Consider the following 15,453-nt stretch of genomic DNA (forward strand, 5'->3'; position numbering starts at 1 on the left):
GCTCCAGCGGGAACGTATGAGGCATGGCAACTTACCGCGTGACCAACCCGCATGGCGAGATCGTCGACACCAAAGACATCGAGAGCGCCGAGGACGCGCACGCCTGGTTCGTGGACTCCAGAGCCGACAACTCCGAGCTGGGCTGGCGGATGGAGGTCGAGCACGACGGTGAGTGGAGCTTCTTCGACGACACCGAGGGCAGCTCCGACTGACAGCCGAACCGACGATGCGTCAGGCCAGGTCCCACCTCATCGTGCGGGCGAACGTCACCGCATCCTCGGAGATGGTTCCCAACTTCTTCGACGCCTCGATGTAGCCCTTGACCATCGGCATGAAATTCATCGGGTTGTAGGCGTCTTCCTCGTAGCTCCACAGTCCGTCACCGGCGTACTTGAGCACGGAGATGTTGGGCTCCTCGTGGATGCTGCCGTCGCCGGGATCGCGCATCCGGTTCTGGAACTCGCAGATGACCCAGCCCTTGTCCACGTCGATGGAGTGCCAGGTCGACGGGAACCACGGCATCTCGGTGCCGGGAAAAGTGTTCATGGTGTTGACGATCCATTTCCGGATCGCTTCCCGGCCATGGAACGTGCCGTAGGAATGTTCGACGTATGTGGCGTCCTCGGTGAACTGGTCGGCGAACCGCGACCAGTCCCAGCTGTCGGCGATACCGACGACGACCTGCTTGTGTTCCTCGAACGCGGACTCAATCTCTTCGCGTGACCACCGACCCATGCACCGGTTGTATCAAACCGACCGGCACCCGCGGCGAGGATTCAGTTGTTCTCGACGACCTTCTTGATCCGTTCCAGCGTTGTCCGCATGTCGCGTTCGTTGCGCCGGACTCGCAGAAATCCGCCGAACACCTCGAACACCCGTATGAGCGCCGATTTCGGCATCCAGAAGGATTCGGTCACATCGGTGCCGTCACCGCTGGGCTCGAGGCGGTAGTGCCAGTTGTTGAGCGCCTTGTCGCCGGCGAGGACGGCGAAGCCGAATTCGCGTCCCGGTTCGCAGGCGGTGACGCGGCACGTGGTCCAGTAGACCGGGCCGATCTCGTTGCGCCGCACATGCCCGCGGAACTTCGCGCCCAGCGCCGGGCCGGTGGCGCCGTCGAGCCATTCGGACTCGAACACCTCCGGTGAGAACTCGCCGGTTCTGGTGATGTCGGCGATGACATGCCAGATCTTGTCTGCCGGTGCGGCCATGTGCACTGTCGCGGAGCCTTCCATGGGACCTGATCCTATGCAGCCGGCGCCCCGGCCCGAACGACTATGCGGCGTAGCGTTGGCAGACATGGGGTTTGGTGTGCGAGTTCGGCTGCCGATGGTGATCGTGGACCGCGTAGTGGCGTCCCCGCCCGACGCGGTCTGGACCGTGCTGACGGATCTGGCGGCCTGGCCCCGGTGGGGCCCGTCGATCAGCCGGGCCGCCCTCGACTCCGGCGGCAGGCATCTGGAGGCCGGCTCCACCGGAACGGTGTGGGCGATCGGTGGTGTCCGGGTCCCGTTCACGGTGACCGAATTCGATGCCGGGCGACGGTGGGCGTGGTCAGTGGCCGGGGTGCCGGCCACCGCTCACGGTGTCGAGCCGGCGGCGGGCGGGTGCCGGGTCTGGTTCGAGGTGCCGTGGTGGGCGGCGCCCTACACCACGGTGTGTGCGATTGCGTTGCGCCGCATCGACTCTCTGGCCGCTACGCAGACGTGACGTGGGGGATCTCCGGCTGCAGGAACACGTCGTTGAGGGTGACCGTGCGCAGATTGCGCGACCGGATGACGTCGACCAGTGCGGGGAAGACGTGCGTGACCGGCGGATGGTTGAGGTGGCCGATCACGATGTTCTGCTGGATGAAGTACTGATCGGCCATCTTCACGATGAAGTCCTCGGCCACCGGTGTGGAGTCGGCCAGCGAGCCCGCCCACAGGGTCGGAACGCGGTATCCCAGATCGGCGGCCACCGCGTCGACGGTGTCGTTGTGACTGCCGTACGGCGGTCGGAAATACGGTGTGGCATCGGCACCGAACGTGTTGCGCAGGAACTGGTCGTTGCGCTGCAACTGGTCGGCGACCTGCTCCTTGGTCAGTGTGGTCAGGTCGGGGTGGGACCACGTGTGGTTGCCGAGCTGAATCTGGCCGGAGTCCACCAGCGGCCGCAACAGGGCCGCGTTGTCGCGCCAGGAGTCGTAGACCCCGTTGACGAAGAAGGTGAGCCGGATCCCGGTGTCCTTGGCCAACTGGGTGTAGAGCCGGACCACCTCGGAGTCCACCCCGTCGTCGACGGTGAGGGCCAGCAGGTCGCCCTTGCCGGGGATCCTGGTCAGTTCGCCGCCGCCCGGCAACGGGATACGCGCCGTGGTCGGCGGTGGGGGCAGTAGTGGCGCTGCGCCGAGCGGCGGCGGGGGAGCCTTGGCCGCCGGCGGAGGATTCGTCTGTGACATCGCGATCGCGCTGGACGCGCCGACCAGTCCGGCCGAGGCGAACAACCCGATCACGAACTGGCGGCGGGTTACCTCGGGCACGTCACGATCCCACAACCCCAAGTCACATCTGTAACACCCGTCACACCGATAGGCTAAGCTGTGCGACCGCCGAAACCCGGTACATCCGCCGCTGTGTCGCCGCCCGGACCGGGCTACCGTGGCGAGGTGAGCGACGTGAAGATCCGCTTCGGGATCAGCTTCGGTAGCGGAGTCGAGGATCTGCCCCGCGTCGTGGACCGGCTCGAGGCGGCCGGCATCGACTCCCTGTGGTTTTCCGAGCTGGTGTACACCCCGGCCGTCGACCCGTTCGCCGGAATGGCGTACACGCTGGGGCGCACCACCCGCCTCAAAGTCGGCACCTCGGTGGCGGTGCTGCCCGGGCGCAACCCGGTTCTGGTCGCCAAACAGCTGGCATCGCTGGCCGCCCTCGGCCCCAAGCGGGTGCTGCCGGCATTCGGTCTGCGCCCCGCGTCGAAGGCGGAGTGGGACCTGTTTCCGGTGCCCGACGGGCAGCGCGCGGCGGTGTTCGACGAGGCGCTGGAAGTGTTGCGCGCGTTGCTCACTGGCGACGCTGTCACCTTCGACGGCAAGTACTTTCAGCTCGCCGGCGTTTCGCTGGGCATCCGTCCGCCGGTGCCGGTCGAGGTCTGGCTCGGCGGTTCGGCACCGGCGGCATTTCGCCGGATCGGACGGCTGGCTGACGGCTGGCTGGGCAGCTTCCTCACTGCCGACGAGGCGCGGGTGGCCCGGGAGAGCATCGAGCGCGCCGCGGCGGAGGCGGGCCGCACGGTCGAACCGGACCACTACGGGCTGAGCCTGGCCGTTGCCGACGGGCACCTGCCCGACGAGGTCGCCGCCGCAGTCCGGTCCCGACGCTCCGACGTGGATCCGTCCGAACTGATCGCAGACGACTGGTCGCAGCTGCACCGGCAACTCGACGGGCTGATCGCCGCGGGGCTGAGCAAGTTCGTCATCCGACCGGTCGGCGACACCCCCGCCGACGAGTTCATCGAACGTTTCATCCACGAGCTGTTGCCCCGGCAGAACTGATCCGGCAAGGTTTCGTTGATGTCGAACCATTTCACCGGCTTGAGTCTGGGTCCACCACTGGGCGATCAACGGCTGGATCTGTGCGATCTCTATGCATTTCAGTCGCCCTCCGACCCCGCCCGCACGGTGCTCATCCTGAACGCCAACCCGAACGCCGACGCGCTGCATCCCGATGCCATCTATCGGCTGGCCGTCGACAGCAACGGTGACCTGCGCAACGACATCGCGTTCAGCTTCGTGTTCTCGGCGCCCGAGGACGGGCGGCAGACGGTCGACGTCTTCAAGGCTGTCGGCGACGAAGCGGAATCACCGTATGCGGTGGGGGAGAAGATCTTCGAGAACGTCGAGGTGTCCTTCGGCGAAAACGCGAACGTCGTCCAGTCGGACGGCTACACCTTCGCCGCCGGCGCGCGCAGCGATGCGTTCTTCTTCGACTTCGACGGCATCAAGAATCTGTTCGACACCACCGGCGGACGCAACTTCACCGCGCCGCACCTCGGTGGTGAGTCACCGTGGACCGGGGTGGACTCCAATCTGACGGCCAACGTGTTCTCGATCGCCATCGAACTGCCGACCGCGGAGCTGGCGCCTGATCCCGACCTTCGGATCTGGGGGCGCTGCAGCCTGAACCGCGACGGCGAACTGCTGCACGTCGACCGCGCCGGGCATCCTTCGGTGAGCAGTTTCTTCAACACCGACGACACCAAAGAGGAGTACAACGCCAGCGAGCCGATCCGCGATCGGGAGCGCTGGATCGGGCAGTTCATCCACTTGATGGGACATACCGGCGGCTACACCGACGACGAGGCCATCGAGGCGATCGACACCGAGGGCACGCTGCCGGACATGCTGACCTTCGATCCCGCGAAACCGGCGAAGTACCCCAACGGACGGACGTTCAGAGATGACGTCATCGACTACCGGTTGGCGTTCCTGACCAAGGGTGATTGCCCGCCAAGCGGTCTCGCTCCCCACACCGACACCCTCGACGTCTTTCCGTACCTGGGCAACCCGCACCCGGCGGGTTAGGACCCGCAGTACGACCGGGTCGCCGAGTCCAGCGCGGTGCGGTAGAGATCGTCGAACTGGCGCTGTCCGGCCACGTCGTTCTTGGCCGCGTCCAGCTCGGCTCGGCACCCGGGCGAGCTCAACACCGGCCACTGGGCGGCGATCTGCTCGACCATCTGGCGGTTCAGGCCGTCGATGATCGAGCGGGATGACGCCAGGTCGGGGGCGGACGTGGGCGCCCCGGCCGGGTCGAACTTCCAGCCGGCGAACCGCGCATACTCGACGGCCTCGGTCGCGTTGATCTGGTTGGTGAACACCGTGGTCACGTAATCGGTTGACACACCTCGGGATTCGGCGTCCTTGGACACCGCGTCCAGCACCACCGTGACCCGCGCCGGGTCGGTGATCGGTCCGCCGGTCAGCCATTTGTTGGCCGCCACCGCATCCGCGGTCTGCAAGCGCTGCGCCGCGGCATCGACCAGGTCGTACAGCGGCTCGGGCGAATCCGCCCAGGCCGGCGCGGCCGTCCCGACCGCCATCATCGTCATCATCGCTGCGGCGCCGCGCGCCAGGCCGGTGGTCATCGGAGATCAGCCGACCGGCCCGGAGCCGAGAACGATGGGCGCACTGCGCGGAGCGCCCTCCCGGTCGATCCAGCTCAACGTGATGGTGTCACCCGGGCGATGGGTGTCCATGAAGTTGGAGAGGTCGGTGGCGGTGTTGATGGCGATCCCGTCCGCGGCGGTGATGACGTCACCCGGCGCAAGCCCCGCTCCGCGAGCCGCGGTGTCCGGAAGTACTTGGCGCACAACTGCTCCGGGCGGCGCGCCGGGGCCCGGGTCGGCAATTCCGACGCCGATGAACGCGGTGTCGCCGATATGGATGCCGGGGCCACCGCCGGAGCGGATCGCTCCCGCGACGCCCAGTGCGCGGTCGATCGGGATGGCGAAGCCCTCGCCACCGCGCACATTGCCCATCCGGTAGGTCAAGGTGGCCGCGACGGTCACTCCGACCACCTGACCGGCGGCGTTGACCAGCGGGCCACCCGAGTCGCCGGGCCGGACATCGGCGGCGACCCGGATCAGATCGGTGAGTTCGCGTGAGCCGCCGCCGGATTCGTCGGACGCGCGAACCGAGGCGCCCAGCTGGGTGATGGTGCCCGGGGAGAAGCTCGGCGCACCGCCGGCGCCGCCGGCATTGCCGATCGCGGCGATCGGGTCACCGACCGCCAGGTTCGACGAGGTGCCCAGTGAGGCGACCGGCAGATCACCCGCGCCGCGCAGCCGCACCAGCGCGATGTCGTTGGCGCGGTCGTAGCCGATCACGTCGACGGGATAGGTGCGGCCGTTGGCCAGGCTGGTCGCGGTGATGCCGGTGGCGCCCTCGATGACGTGGTTGTTGGTCAGCACCTCGCCGCTGGGATCGACGACGATGCCGGTGCCCGCGCCGACTGCGCTCTGGTAGTTGAGGGTCGTGTTGATGTCGACCAGACCGGGGGTGACCTGACCGAGCACGGTGGACTGATCGAGCGGCGTCAAGGGAGCCGGCCCGACGTGTACCGGAGCGGCGTGGGCCGGCGCGGTGAGCAGGCCGGGCACCAAGAGAAGGGCAGCCAGCACGGTCGACAGCCGGCGCCCATGACGAAATGGCATTGCGTCCATGACTCAACTTTGCCCGAAAAGCGGCCCACATAACATTCGGGTGGCCTTTTGGCCGCTCGCGGCGTTGCTGAGCGCGCCAGCGCTGTTTGGTGCATCACATTTGTGGGCAGTCCGGTTCCAGCATCACGTCCCCCCGGCATCGACGCGAAGGAATCCGAACGTGAGCAATCCAGAAGGCTCCGAAAGACCCGACGAGAAGCGACCGCACGGTGAAAAGCCGGTGCCGGATGAGAACGCGAAGGCAAAAGCTAAAGAAATGATGACGGCTTACGAGGACCGACCCACGGCGGTGTTGCCAGGATCGGACAACACAGTGACCGGCACGGCGGTCAACGACTGGCTTGACGAGGAAGGACAGCCCATTTACGGCAAAAACGAGGATGCCGATAGATCTTCGTGACAGCTCACACCCAGCTCCCTTCCAGTTTGCTCAAGTGGGGAGATTGAGTGCGGTCGCGTAGGCTACCCGGGAACGTCACGAGGGGAGTGCGACTGGTCTCGCGGGGGTGGGCCGGAATGCAGACGCAAGAATAGGACATCGAGCTTTGAATACACCCGCGAAAACGCAGCATATGGAGCCGCACTTCGACGACGTGCAGCACCACTACGACCTGTCTGATGATTTCTATCGGCTGTTCCTGGACCGGACGCAGACCTACAGCTGTGCCTACTTCGAACGCGATGACATGTCGCTGGAAGAGGCGCAGATCGCCAAGATCGATTTGTCGCTGGGCAAGCTCGGGCTGCAGCCCGGTATGACCTTGCTGGACATCGGCTGCGGCTGGGGCGCGACGATGATGCGGGCCCTGGAGAAGTACGACGTCAACGTCATCGGCCTGACCCTCAGCAAGAATCAGGCTTTGCACGTCCAGCAGCAGTTCGACGATTCGGCCAGTACGCGGTCCAAGCGGGTTCTTCTCGAAGGCTGGGAGCAGTTCGACGAGCCGGTCGATCGCATTGTGTCGATAGGCGCATTCGAGCACTTCGGCTACGACCGTTACGAGGCCTTCTTCACGATGGCCTACGACGCGCTGCCCGCCGATGGAGTGATGTTGCTGCACTCCATCGTTTTGCCGAGCGACGAAGACTTCGCGGCGCGCGGCGTGCCGATCACCATGCGGCACCTGAAGTTCTTCAAGTTCATCATGGACGAGATCTTCCCCGGCGGCCGGTTGCCGAAGGTGACGGACGTGCAGGAGCATGCGACCCGCGCGGGCTTCACCGTCGACCGGGTCCACCCGCTGCGCCTGCATTACGCCCGCACGCTGGAAATCTGGGCGGACGCACTGCAGGAAAACGAGGAAGAGGCGCTCACCTTGCAGTCACGCGAGGTGTACGACCGGTATATGAAGTACCTGACCGGCTGCGCTGACCTGTTCCGAGAGGGCTACACCGACATCTGCCAGTTCACCCTGGCCAAGGGCTGACGCTGCGGCCAGCCCCCGGCTTCACCCCGCACGGGTGATCGGGCATCACCGCGACGCATCCCCCGGCGTGCGCCAGCATCACGATGTCGTTCTTGACGTTAGGGGCCGGATCGTCCCACCGTCGCGGGCCGAAGGCCCACACCTCATAGGGCCATTGGTCCTCTGCTGGGTGTCACTATCGTGATGAGATGCCCGCCGCGACCGTGCTTCGCTCTCGGCCCGCGGTGCTGCTCATCGCCGCAGCGCTGCTGGTCAGTTTGACAATGGGCTTGAGTTTCGTTGCGCTGCACCACTTTCGGGACCTGCGAGGTGCGGCGGTGGATCCGGTGGCGGAGCCGCTCACCGACGACCAGGCCAGAGCGCAGGTGCTCGGGCCGGCTCGCGAGATCGCCGGGACCGGCACGCTGACGAACGTCAGCGCCAGTTACCTGCTCATGTCATGCGCGAATGCCGACGAGCCGCCGTACCAGGGTGCCATCTACCTCAACTTCGACGTGCCGGGGGTGCTGGAGACGCCGAAGTACTTCGACGCGATCGCGACGGCCATGAAGACCGGCGGCTGGACCGAGGCGATGCCGCCGAATCGTCACCCGGGTGGGCGGACCTTCACCCGGGACGGGGTCACCGTCATCTACTTCCGCACGGACGACACCAGCAACCGGGCCACCATGCAGATCTACGGCGAATGCCGAACACCACGGATCACCGCAGAGATGCCACCGGGTGGGTGGACGTCTCCGCCGCGCTCCGCCGCTGAGCTGGCCGGATCCCCGGGGCCGGCCCCATCGGACTAGGGACTTTGGTCCCTGAATCCGGGGCCTTCAACCCGTACCTGGTACGGCGGGTCACACATAGAATCGGTTCATGACCTACGTGATCAGCAGTGCGTGTGTCGACGTCAAGCACAAGGCCTGCATGCAGGAATGCCCGGTTGACTGCATCTACGAGGGTGACCGGACCATGTACATCAACCCCGTCGAATGCGTGGAATGCGGCGCGTGCCGGATCTTGTGCGAGGTCGACGCGATCTACTTCGAATCCGACCTGCCGGAGGAAGAGAAGAAGTTCCTCGCCGACAACGCGGCCTTCTTCACCGAGGTTTTGCCGGGCCGCGACGCCCCGATCGGCAATCCGGGCGGGGCCTGCGAGTTCGGCGCGGTCGGGGTGGACACCCCACTGGTCGCCGCGCTGCCGGTACACCAGTCCTGACCGGCGCCGCACTCCTCGTCGACATCGTCGAGCCCACCGTTATCGCATTGTCGCCGTAGCGGGATCACACGGCGCTCATTCGCCGGTATAAGCCGCTGCGGGTAGGCTCCACGGAGATCGAAGACGACCACGCTGTCCCGGTTCGCTTCCGGCGCTTCCAGCGAAGTACGCCCGTCAGGCCATTGGTGCCTTTGTGCGTGCTGTGTGAGGCCAGCGAAGTCTGCACCGGAGAGGAGTGCTTCAAGTTGGAGACCGTCCTGGGACTGTCGATGACCCCAACCACCGTCGGCCTCGTCCTGGTCGAAGGCGACGGAGCCGAAGGCGCCACGAAAGGCCATGACGCCTTCGAGGTGCGCCGCGGTGGGTTCAGCCCCGTGACCACCTCGGAGTTCGTCGCCGAGGCGCTGTCGCGCACACAGGCCATCGCGGGCGGTCAGCGCCTGCAATCCATCGGTGTGACCTGGAGCGACGACGCCTCCGTCGAGGCGTCGCTGTTGCTCGACTCGCTGGCCGACTGTGGTTTCGCCAACGTGATCCCCATTCGCTTGCCCGAGGCCACCGAGGCGTTCGCGCGTGGAATCGGACAGGTCATCGGATCCGACGTCACCGCGGTGTGCGTCGTCGAGCCCGAGGTCATCGTCGCGCTGATCGTCGATGCGCACGAGGGCACGGTGCAGACCGCCGTGAGCTACGCCCTGGAAACCGACGAGGACCTGATCGACTGGCTGTCCCAGCTGCTGGGCGCCAGCGAATGGGAGCCCGACGGCCTGGTACTGCTGGGCTCGGGCGACGGTTTGGAGCCGATCGCCCGCAGCCTCGAGCAGATGCTGGGCATTCCGGTGTTCGCGCCCGCCGAGGCCGAACTGGCGCTGGCCCGCGGTGCGGCCCTGGCCTCGGTGAACGGCATCGGCGTGTTCGACGACCACCTGTTCGACCTCCCGGTGCCGCCGCCGGCCCGCCGCCGCGAATCGGTGGCGTTGCGCGGCGCGACGGCCCTGCTGGCCGGTGGTGTGGTGGCGTTCGTGGTGTCCGCTTCGGTGGCTGTCGGCCTCGAACTGCTGCCCGACCACGCAGCGCGTCCCGAGCATCGGGATGTCGTCAACACCGCGGAGACGCCCCCGCTGCGCCCGGTCACCGCGCCGGAGGCACCCACGCCCGCGCCTGAGGCGAGCGAGGCTGCCGACGAAGGGTCGCGTCCGGCTCAGGCGCCGCAATCCGCCGGCGAGCCTGTCTTCGACAGCGCACCGGTGGTCGCGATGACGATGAATGTGCCCGCGCCGCCGCCCGAGGCACCGCCCGCCGGGGTGGACGCCAACCCGGAGGCACTCCCGCCGGTCGAGCCCGCAGCGGCGCCGCCGGTCGTGGCCACCGTGCCCCCGGTGAACGAGCCGAAGCAGACGTTGCGGCAGCGGATCTGGGAGCGCGTGCACGGGGGATAGCCGCCCGGCTTTCGCTGACGTGTGACCGTTGCACACGTTCCGACGCCTCGACGGCGCAGTTACGGCATGTCACCGCATGTTTGGCGGGCGCCGCCGAGCGGAACATCTAGACTGTCACTTTGCTGTTCGCCCACGTGAGGACACCGAGCCATGGCCAAACCAATTCGACGAGCACTCGCCGTCGCAGGGATCGCGATGCTGTCATTGGCGGCTTCGGTGCAGACCAGCACGGCAGCCGTCGCTCCCTCCATCGACGGAGCGACCGTCGCGTCGGTTCAGCCCACCAACGGCCAAGTCGTCGGAGTGGCGATGCCGATCACCGTGACGTTCACCAAGCCGATCACCGATCGGTGGGCGGCCCAGCAGACGATCAGCGTGACGACGCCCGCCTCGGTGGCGGGGCGCTTCGACTGGCTCGACGACAAGACCGTTCAGTTCGTGCCCGACCAGTACTGGCCCGCGCACTCGGAGATCACCATGATGGCGGGCGGGATTCCGCGGACGTTCGGCACCGGGGCGATTGTGCTCGGCGTCGCCGACATCTCGGCGCACACGTTCACCGTGAGCATCGACGGGCAGGTGGCGCGTCAGATGCCGGCGTCGATGGGCAAGCCCAAGCACCCGACCCCGGTGGGCAGCTTCAATGTTCTGGAGAAGCAGTCCACGGTTGTGATGGATTCGCGCACCATCGGCATTCCGCTGAACGACCCAGAGGGCTACAAGCTCACCGTGAACGACGCCGTCCGCGTCACCTGGGGCGGGGTGTACGTGCATTCCGCGCCGTGGTCGGTCGGTTCGCAGGGCTACGCCAATGTCAGCCACGGCTGCATCAATTTGAGCCCCGACAACGCCTCGTGGTATTTCAACCAGGTCCACATCGGGGACCCGGTCGTCATCAACGCTTAACTGCCGCAGGGCTTTCCGCGTCGATCGCGTGCAGGTTCCGGGCTGTCGGCGAGGTCGGTACCGAGGCCGCATCGGGATAGGTGCGCAGCATCCGGTCGGCGGTGCCCGGTGTGGTCACCCCGAACCAGTAGTGCTCGTTCTTGAAGTGATGCAACCGGTGGTCGCGCCAGATCACCCGGTAGGCAGCGGTTTTCGGCTTGTAATCGGTGTGCACCAGGTAGTGGCACCATTCATAGAGCAGCCCGCAGGTCAGCATCACCACCAGGAACGTCAGCCCCATCCCGGTGCGGGGGAACAGCCACAGCGCGATCACCACCGCGGAGACCACCGCGCCGATAGCCGACTGCAGCGGGATGAACACCAGATCCACGTCTCGTGGGGCGACGTGGTGTTCGCGGTGCTTACGGGCAAGCATCGGGTCGAGGGTGAACCGGCCGATGCGGCGCGGCCGCCAGTGCAGGACGAAGACGTGAATTGTCCACTCCAGGAACGGGAATAACGCGGCAACCGCGAACGGCACCACCGCATCGCCGAGCCGCCAGTCGCCGACGGCGACGCGGGCGATCACGGCCGCGGTCAGTGCCACGAGAAACAGCCATGGCGTGGGATGTCGCCAGAATTCGCGGCCCGCGTCGGCCAGCGTGAGACTGCGGCGGGCGTTCGTCGATGCACTCACTGTTGTTCCTCCAGTGCGGTCAGGGCTGTCACCAGAGCGGTGGTGGCCGGTTCCAGGAGTTCGCGGGCGGAAGCGGCCGCCTCGTCCGGTTTGCCCGCCGCGATGGCGCGGGCGACGGTGCGGTAGGCCTGCGTCTGTCCGACCTCGGCGGCCATCAGGGTGGCCAGTGCCGGCAGTGCCGGCTCGTAGGCGGCCCGTAATGTGTTGAACATCAACCGAAATGCGATGGAGTCGGCGCCGTCGACGATGTGATCCCAGAACTCCAGCGCATGCCGCTGCTGCTCGAGCGGGTCCTCGGCCGATTCGAGCGCGGCGATCGATCGTTCGAGCAGATCGGCCAGCCCGTCCGGGTGGCGCAGCGCGGCCAGTTCGGCCACCTTGGGCCCGTTGTGCAGGCGGGCCTCGAGAATGCTGCGGGCCACCGACACGTCGAGTTGGCCACCGCGCAGGAGCAATTGGGGGAGCAGGTCCAGGCCGGCATGCCTGCGGAAGTCCCGGACAGTGGTGGCGTCACCCTGGCGGACCTCGACGAGGCCGGCGGCGGCGACCCGCTTGAGGGCCTCGCGGACGGCGGGCCGGGAAACGCCGAGCACCTCGGCCAGCCGGCGCTCGCTGGGCAGCGGTTCGCCCGGCTGCATCTCGCCGCTGAGGACGTCGGCGAGGATCTGCTCGAAGACGTCCTCGGGTACGGAACGCCGGCTCACCGGCTGCAGTGCCATGGCGCCAGCATGCCTCGTGTCTGGCCAGAGGTCAAGTGGTCAGACCAGTGCGATGCCGCCCACACCGACGACCGGCAGGAGAAGTGCGAGTAAAACCCGGCGCAACGTCGATCTCGGCGCGGCTACCTGGGGTGCCGGGCGGTGAACGTCAGCTTCACCTCGTCGGCCACCTTCAGCGTCCCCATGAACAGCGAGTATGGCTTGACCCCGAAGTCGGTCTGGACCACGGCCACCTCGGTGGACATCACCCACATCCCGTCGCGTTCCTCGACGGCCAGATCGACGGATTGCGGGCGCGTCGTGCCGTGGATCGCGACGGTGCCGTCCAGGCGGTAACCGCCCGGAGTCGTGCTGATCGTCTCGGCGTCGAAGGTGATCTGCGGAAACTTCTTGGCGTTCAGAGATTTCAGCGCGTTCGAGCGGACCACGCCCTTCTCCGGTCCGGTCAGCGGCGTCACGCCACCCTCACCCCTGACGACCTGCAACGAGTCGACGTCGACCACCAGCCGGGCCGCGGCCGGGTCGTCCCCGCGCCACTGGACCTGCGCCGTCCAGGACGCAAAAGCGATGGTCAGGCGATGCCCCATCTTGGCGGCAGGACCCCCGACCTCGGTGAAAACCTGCAGTTCACCCTCGGCGGCGGTCAGTGTCCAGGAGGTATCGGTCACGCCTGCACTGTATCGGCTTGTGCCACAAGCTACTTGCTTGCGCCGGCCCCGGTGTAGTCGACCTGCCAGTGCTTGATGCCGTTGAGCCAGCCCGACCGCAACCGCTCCGGCTTGTCCAGTGGCGTCAGGTTCGGCATATGGTCGGCGATCGCGTTGAACATCAGATCGATGGTCATCCTGGCCAGATTGGCGCCGAGGCAGTAGTGCGCGCCGGTACCGCCGAAACCGACATGCGGGTTCGGGTCGCGAAGGATGTTGAAGCTGAAGGGATCGTCGAACACCTCTTCATCGAAGTTGGCCGAGCGGTAGGACATCACCACCCGCTGGCCCTTCTTGATCTGCACCCCCGAGAGTTCGACGTCTTCCAGAGCGGTCCGCTGGAACGACGTCACCGGGGTGGCCCACCGGACGATCTCGTCCACCGCGGTCACCGGGCGCTGCGCCTTGTACAGCTCCCACTGATCGGGGAAATCGGCGAACGCCGTCATGCCGTGGGTGATCGAGTTGCGGGTGGTCTCGTTGCCGGCCACGGCCAGCAGGATCACGAAGAACCCGAACTCGTCATCGGAGAGCTTGTGCCCGTCGACGTCGGCCTGCACGAGCTTGGTCACCAGGTCGTCGCCGGGGTTGGCCGTCCGGTCGGCGGCCATCTGCATGCCGTACATGATCAGCTCGCCGGCGGCACCCTGCGGGTCGTTGCGGTGGAACTCGGGATCTGCCTCGCCCACCATCTGGTTGGACCAGTCGAAAAGCTTCTTGCGTTCGTCCTGGGGAACGCCCATCAGGTCGGCGATGGCCTGCAACGGCAGCTCACACGACACCTGTTCGACGAAGTCGCCCGAACCCTCCGCCGCGGCAGCCTTGGCGATGGCCTGGGCTCGCTCCCGCAGGTTCTCCCGCAACGTCTCGACGGCTCGCGGCGTGAACGCGCGGGAGACGATCTGGCGTAGGTGGGTGTGCCGCGGCGCATCCATGTTCAGCAGGATGAACTGGCCGGTGTCCTTGTGCGATACCGCCGCATTGTCCGGATAGCGCGGCAGGGCGGTGTTCTCCAGGCTGGAGAACACATCGCTGCGCCGGGAGATCTCCTTGACGTCCTTGTGCTTGCTGACGACCCAGTAGCCGTCGTCGTCGAAACCGCCGACGCCGCGCGGCTGCTCGTTCCACCAGATCGGCGCGACCCGGCGTAGCTCGGCGAGTTCCTCGACGGGTAAGCGCGCGTTGTTCAGGTCGGGGTCGGTGAAGTCGAAGCCGGGGGGCAGGTTCGGACTGGGCATAAAAAGCGCACCTCCATACGACGTGATCTAGTGCCCGGTGACCCATGCCTACACCACGCACGGAGGCCTCGGGTGCGGGTTGAGGAAACTCGCAACTAGAACGTGTTCTATTGCCCGGCTGACGTCAGTCGTAGCGCGTCGGCGGTGGCCTGGTCGGCGGGCAGGAAGGCTTCCAGGCTCAGCTCCGCAGCGGTCAGGTCGAGCGCCGTTCCGAACGTCGTCACCATCGACAGGAACGTCAGCGACACCCCGTCGAGCCGGTCGACCTCCAACGGCACCGCGACACCGCCGAGATCGGTCGACGCGTCTTCGCCGCCGGGGTAGGACTCGAGTTCGGCCAGCAGACCGGCGGAGCTCCCGGCGCCGGCCTCGCGGCGTAGCCGGCTGAGCAGGTGATGGCGCCACTGCGCCAGATTGCGAATGCGCGGCGCCAGGCCGTCCGGGTGCAGCGCGATTCGCAGGGCGTTCGGGGTCTCCAGGAGATGCGGCGCGACCCCGTCCAGCAGCACGGCGGTACCCGAATTGATCTGCAGCACCTCCCAATTGCGGTTCACCGCCAGACAGGGGTACGGGTCGTAGGCGGCGAGCACGCGATCAACGCCGGCACGCACGGCCGCCATCGCGGGATCGTCGAAGCTTCGCTCGGCATACGCCGGTGCGAGCCCGGCGGCCAGCAGCAGGTGGTTCTGCTCGCGAGCCGGAACGGCCAGGGCGTCCGCCAGCCGGAGCACCATGGCTCGGCTCGGCGTGGAGCGCCCGCTCTCGACGAAGCTGACGTGCCGGGCCGAGACGTCGGCTTCCAGCGCCAGGTCGAGTTGGCTGAGTCGACGCTGGCGCCGCCAGTCGCGCAACAGGTCGCCGAAGGCTGTGCCGCTCATTGGGCCAGCATCTCCCAGGGCGGTGGCGCTGCGCCATTACCCCGAAGGTAATTGCG

General features: G+C 66.9%; 19 protein-coding genes and 1 pseudogene. 10 read left to right on the forward strand and 10 right to left on the reverse strand.

Annotated features, from left to right (window positions below):
* The first annotated feature begins 23 nt into the window (after positions 1 to 23).
* Positions 24 to 212, forward strand: coding sequence for a hypothetical protein (locus D3H54_RS13960; protein ID WP_149379538.1), 189 nt, complete (start codon positions 24 to 26; stop codon positions 210 to 212).
* A gap of 19 nt (positions 213 to 231) precedes the next feature.
* On the opposite strand, the gene D3H54_RS13965 is transcribed toward D3H54_RS13960, so the two are convergent.
* A complete protein-coding gene (locus tag D3H54_RS13965; protein ID WP_149379539.1) occupies positions 232 to 735 on the reverse strand; it encodes a nuclear transport factor 2 family protein in 504 nt (167 codons plus the stop codon).
* A 41-nt stretch (positions 736 to 776) separates the two neighbouring features.
* On the reverse strand, positions 777 to 1,232 hold the full coding sequence (locus D3H54_RS13970; RefSeq protein ID WP_149379540.1) for an SRPBCC family protein: 456 nt from the start codon (positions 1,230 to 1,232) through the stop codon (positions 777 to 779).
* Positions 1,233 to 1,296: 64 nt separating this feature from the next.
* On the opposite strand from D3H54_RS13970, the gene D3H54_RS13975 reads away from it, so the two are divergent.
* Entirely contained in the window at positions 1,297 to 1,707 is a 411-nt protein-coding gene (locus D3H54_RS13975) for an SRPBCC family protein (protein ID WP_286199235.1), read from the forward strand.
* Here D3H54_RS13975 and D3H54_RS13980 read toward each other — a convergent pair.
* A complete protein-coding gene (locus D3H54_RS13980; RefSeq protein WP_149379541.1) occupies positions 1,694 to 2,518 on the reverse strand; it encodes a polysaccharide deacetylase family protein in 825 nt (274 codons plus the stop codon). The genes D3H54_RS13975 and D3H54_RS13980 overlap by 14 nt on opposite strands.
* Positions 2,519 to 2,653: 135 nt before the next feature.
* Here D3H54_RS13980 and D3H54_RS13985 point away from each other — a divergent pair, with 135 nt between their 5' ends.
* Entirely contained in the window at positions 2,654 to 3,529 is an 876-nt protein-coding gene (locus D3H54_RS13985; RefSeq protein ID WP_149383530.1) for a TIGR03854 family LLM class F420-dependent oxidoreductase, read from the forward strand.
* An 18-nt stretch (positions 3,530 to 3,547) separates the two neighbouring features.
* Positions 3,548 to 4,558: a DUF4331 family protein gene (locus tag D3H54_RS13990; RefSeq protein WP_149379542.1), complete on the forward strand. Its 1,011-nt coding sequence runs from the start codon at positions 3,548 to 3,550 to the stop codon at positions 4,556 to 4,558.
* On the opposite strand, the gene D3H54_RS13995 is transcribed toward D3H54_RS13990, so the two are convergent.
* Both D3H54_RS13995 and D3H54_RS14000 read right to left on the reverse strand, forming a co-directional pair.
* Complete coding sequence (locus D3H54_RS13995; RefSeq protein ID WP_286199236.1) at positions 4,555 to 5,121, reverse strand: chorismate mutase; 567 nt, start codon at positions 5,119 to 5,121, stop codon at positions 4,555 to 4,557. The genes D3H54_RS13990 and D3H54_RS13995 overlap by 4 nt on opposite strands.
* 6 nt (positions 5,122 to 5,127) lie before the next feature.
* Entirely contained in the window at positions 5,128 to 6,198 is a 1,071-nt protein-coding gene (locus tag D3H54_RS14000; RefSeq protein WP_149379543.1) for a S1C family serine protease, read from the reverse strand.
* 160 nt (positions 6,199 to 6,358) lie between these two features.
* Between D3H54_RS14000 and D3H54_RS14005 the strand changes: the two genes are divergently transcribed.
* From D3H54_RS14005 to D3H54_RS14030, 6 genes and pseudogenes are all read left to right on the forward strand, one after another.
* Positions 6,359 to 6,598, forward strand: a complete 240-nt coding sequence (locus tag D3H54_RS14005; protein WP_149379544.1) for a hypothetical protein — start codon at positions 6,359 to 6,361, stop codon at positions 6,596 to 6,598.
* A 172-nt stretch (positions 6,599 to 6,770) separates the two neighbouring features.
* Positions 6,771 to 7,625: a cyclopropane mycolic acid synthase family methyltransferase gene (locus D3H54_RS14010; RefSeq protein WP_149383532.1), complete on the forward strand. Its 855-nt coding sequence runs from the start codon at positions 6,771 to 6,773 to the stop codon at positions 7,623 to 7,625.
* A 188-nt stretch (positions 7,626 to 7,813) separates the two neighbouring features.
* A pseudogene (locus D3H54_RS14015) lies at positions 7,814 to 8,382 on the forward strand (lipoprotein LppJ family protein).
* 107 nt (positions 8,383 to 8,489) lie between these two features.
* Positions 8,490 to 8,834 (forward strand): ferredoxin, encoded by a 345-nt coding sequence (gene fdxA, locus D3H54_RS14020; RefSeq protein ID WP_149379546.1) that lies wholly within the window; start codon positions 8,490 to 8,492, stop codon positions 8,832 to 8,834.
* 197 nt (positions 8,835 to 9,031) lie between these two features.
* Positions 9,032 to 10,273, forward strand: a complete 1,242-nt coding sequence (locus D3H54_RS14025) for a DUF7159 family protein (RefSeq protein WP_432246308.1) — start codon at positions 9,032 to 9,034, stop codon at positions 10,271 to 10,273.
* 150 nt (positions 10,274 to 10,423) lie between these two features.
* A complete protein-coding gene (locus D3H54_RS14030) occupies positions 10,424 to 11,179 on the forward strand; it encodes a L,D-transpeptidase (RefSeq protein ID WP_149379548.1) in 756 nt (251 codons plus the stop codon).
* Here D3H54_RS14030 and D3H54_RS14035 read toward each other — a convergent pair.
* From D3H54_RS14035 to D3H54_RS14055, 5 genes are all read right to left on the reverse strand, one after another.
* Positions 11,169 to 11,855: a sterol desaturase family protein gene (locus D3H54_RS14035; protein ID WP_149379549.1), complete on the reverse strand. Its 687-nt coding sequence runs from the start codon at positions 11,853 to 11,855 to the stop codon at positions 11,169 to 11,171. The genes D3H54_RS14030 and D3H54_RS14035 overlap by 11 nt on opposite strands.
* Positions 11,852 to 12,574: a FadR/GntR family transcriptional regulator gene (locus D3H54_RS14040; RefSeq protein ID WP_149379550.1), complete on the reverse strand. Its 723-nt coding sequence runs from the start codon at positions 12,572 to 12,574 to the stop codon at positions 11,852 to 11,854. The genes D3H54_RS14035 and D3H54_RS14040 overlap by 4 nt, the downstream gene beginning before the upstream one ends.
* 122 nt (positions 12,575 to 12,696) lie before the next feature.
* Positions 12,697 to 13,242, reverse strand: coding sequence for a YceI family protein (locus tag D3H54_RS14045; RefSeq protein WP_149379551.1), 546 nt, complete (start codon positions 13,240 to 13,242; stop codon positions 12,697 to 12,699).
* Between the two features lie 29 nt (positions 13,243 to 13,271).
* Complete coding sequence (locus D3H54_RS14050) at positions 13,272 to 14,519, reverse strand: cytochrome P450 (protein WP_149379552.1); 1,248 nt, start codon at positions 14,517 to 14,519, stop codon at positions 13,272 to 13,274.
* A 107-nt stretch (positions 14,520 to 14,626) separates the two neighbouring features.
* The gene (locus D3H54_RS14055) at positions 14,627 to 15,397 is read right to left on the reverse strand and encodes a helix-turn-helix domain-containing protein (protein ID WP_149379553.1); all 771 of its coding nucleotides are present in this window, start codon (positions 15,395 to 15,397) and stop codon (positions 14,627 to 14,629) included.
* Positions 15,398 to 15,453 lie beyond the last annotated feature (56 nt).

Source organism: Mycobacterium sp. ELW1 (assembly GCF_008329905.1).
GTDB lineage: Bacteria > Actinomycetota > Actinomycetes > Mycobacteriales > Mycobacteriaceae > Mycobacterium.

Excerpts from the sequence above, each read along its gene's own strand:
- D3H54_RS13960 (WP_149379538.1), top strand. The coding sequence starts at position 24 with ATGGCAACTTACCGCGTGACCAACCCGCATGGCGAGATCGTCGACACC.
- D3H54_RS13965 (WP_149379539.1), bottom strand. The coding sequence starts at position 735 with ATGGGTCGGTGGTCACGCGAAGAGATTGAGTCCGCGTTCGAGGAACAC.
- D3H54_RS13970 (WP_149379540.1), bottom strand. The coding sequence starts at position 1,232 with ATGGAAGGCTCCGCGACAGTGCACATGGCCGCACCGGCAGACAAGATC.
- D3H54_RS13975 (WP_286199235.1), top strand. The coding sequence starts at position 1,297 with ATGGGGTTTGGTGTGCGAGTTCGGCTGCCGATGGTGATCGTGGACCGC.
- D3H54_RS13990 (WP_149379542.1), top strand. The coding sequence starts at position 3,548 with ATGTCGAACCATTTCACCGGCTTGAGTCTGGGTCCACCACTGGGCGAT.
- D3H54_RS13995 (WP_286199236.1), bottom strand. The coding sequence starts at position 5,121 with ATGACCACCGGCCTGGCGCGCGGCGCCGCAGCGATGATGACGATGATG.
- D3H54_RS14000 (WP_149379543.1), bottom strand. The coding sequence starts at position 6,198 with ATGGACGCAATGCCATTTCGTCATGGGCGCCGGCTGTCGACCGTGCTG.
- D3H54_RS14010 (WP_149383532.1), top strand. The coding sequence starts at position 6,771 with ATGGAGCCGCACTTCGACGACGTGCAGCACCACTACGACCTGTCTGAT.
- fdxA (WP_149379546.1), top strand. The coding sequence starts at position 8,490 with ATGACCTACGTGATCAGCAGTGCGTGTGTCGACGTCAAGCACAAGGCC.
- D3H54_RS14030 (WP_149379548.1), top strand. The coding sequence starts at position 10,424 with ATGGCCAAACCAATTCGACGAGCACTCGCCGTCGCAGGGATCGCGATG.
- D3H54_RS14040 (WP_149379550.1), bottom strand. The coding sequence starts at position 12,574 with ATGGCACTGCAGCCGGTGAGCCGGCGTTCCGTACCCGAGGACGTCTTC.
- D3H54_RS14050 (WP_149379552.1), bottom strand. The coding sequence starts at position 14,519 with ATGCCCAGTCCGAACCTGCCCCCCGGCTTCGACTTCACCGACCCCGAC.
- D3H54_RS14055 (WP_149379553.1), bottom strand. The coding sequence starts at position 15,397 with ATGAGCGGCACAGCCTTCGGCGACCTGTTGCGCGACTGGCGGCGCCAG.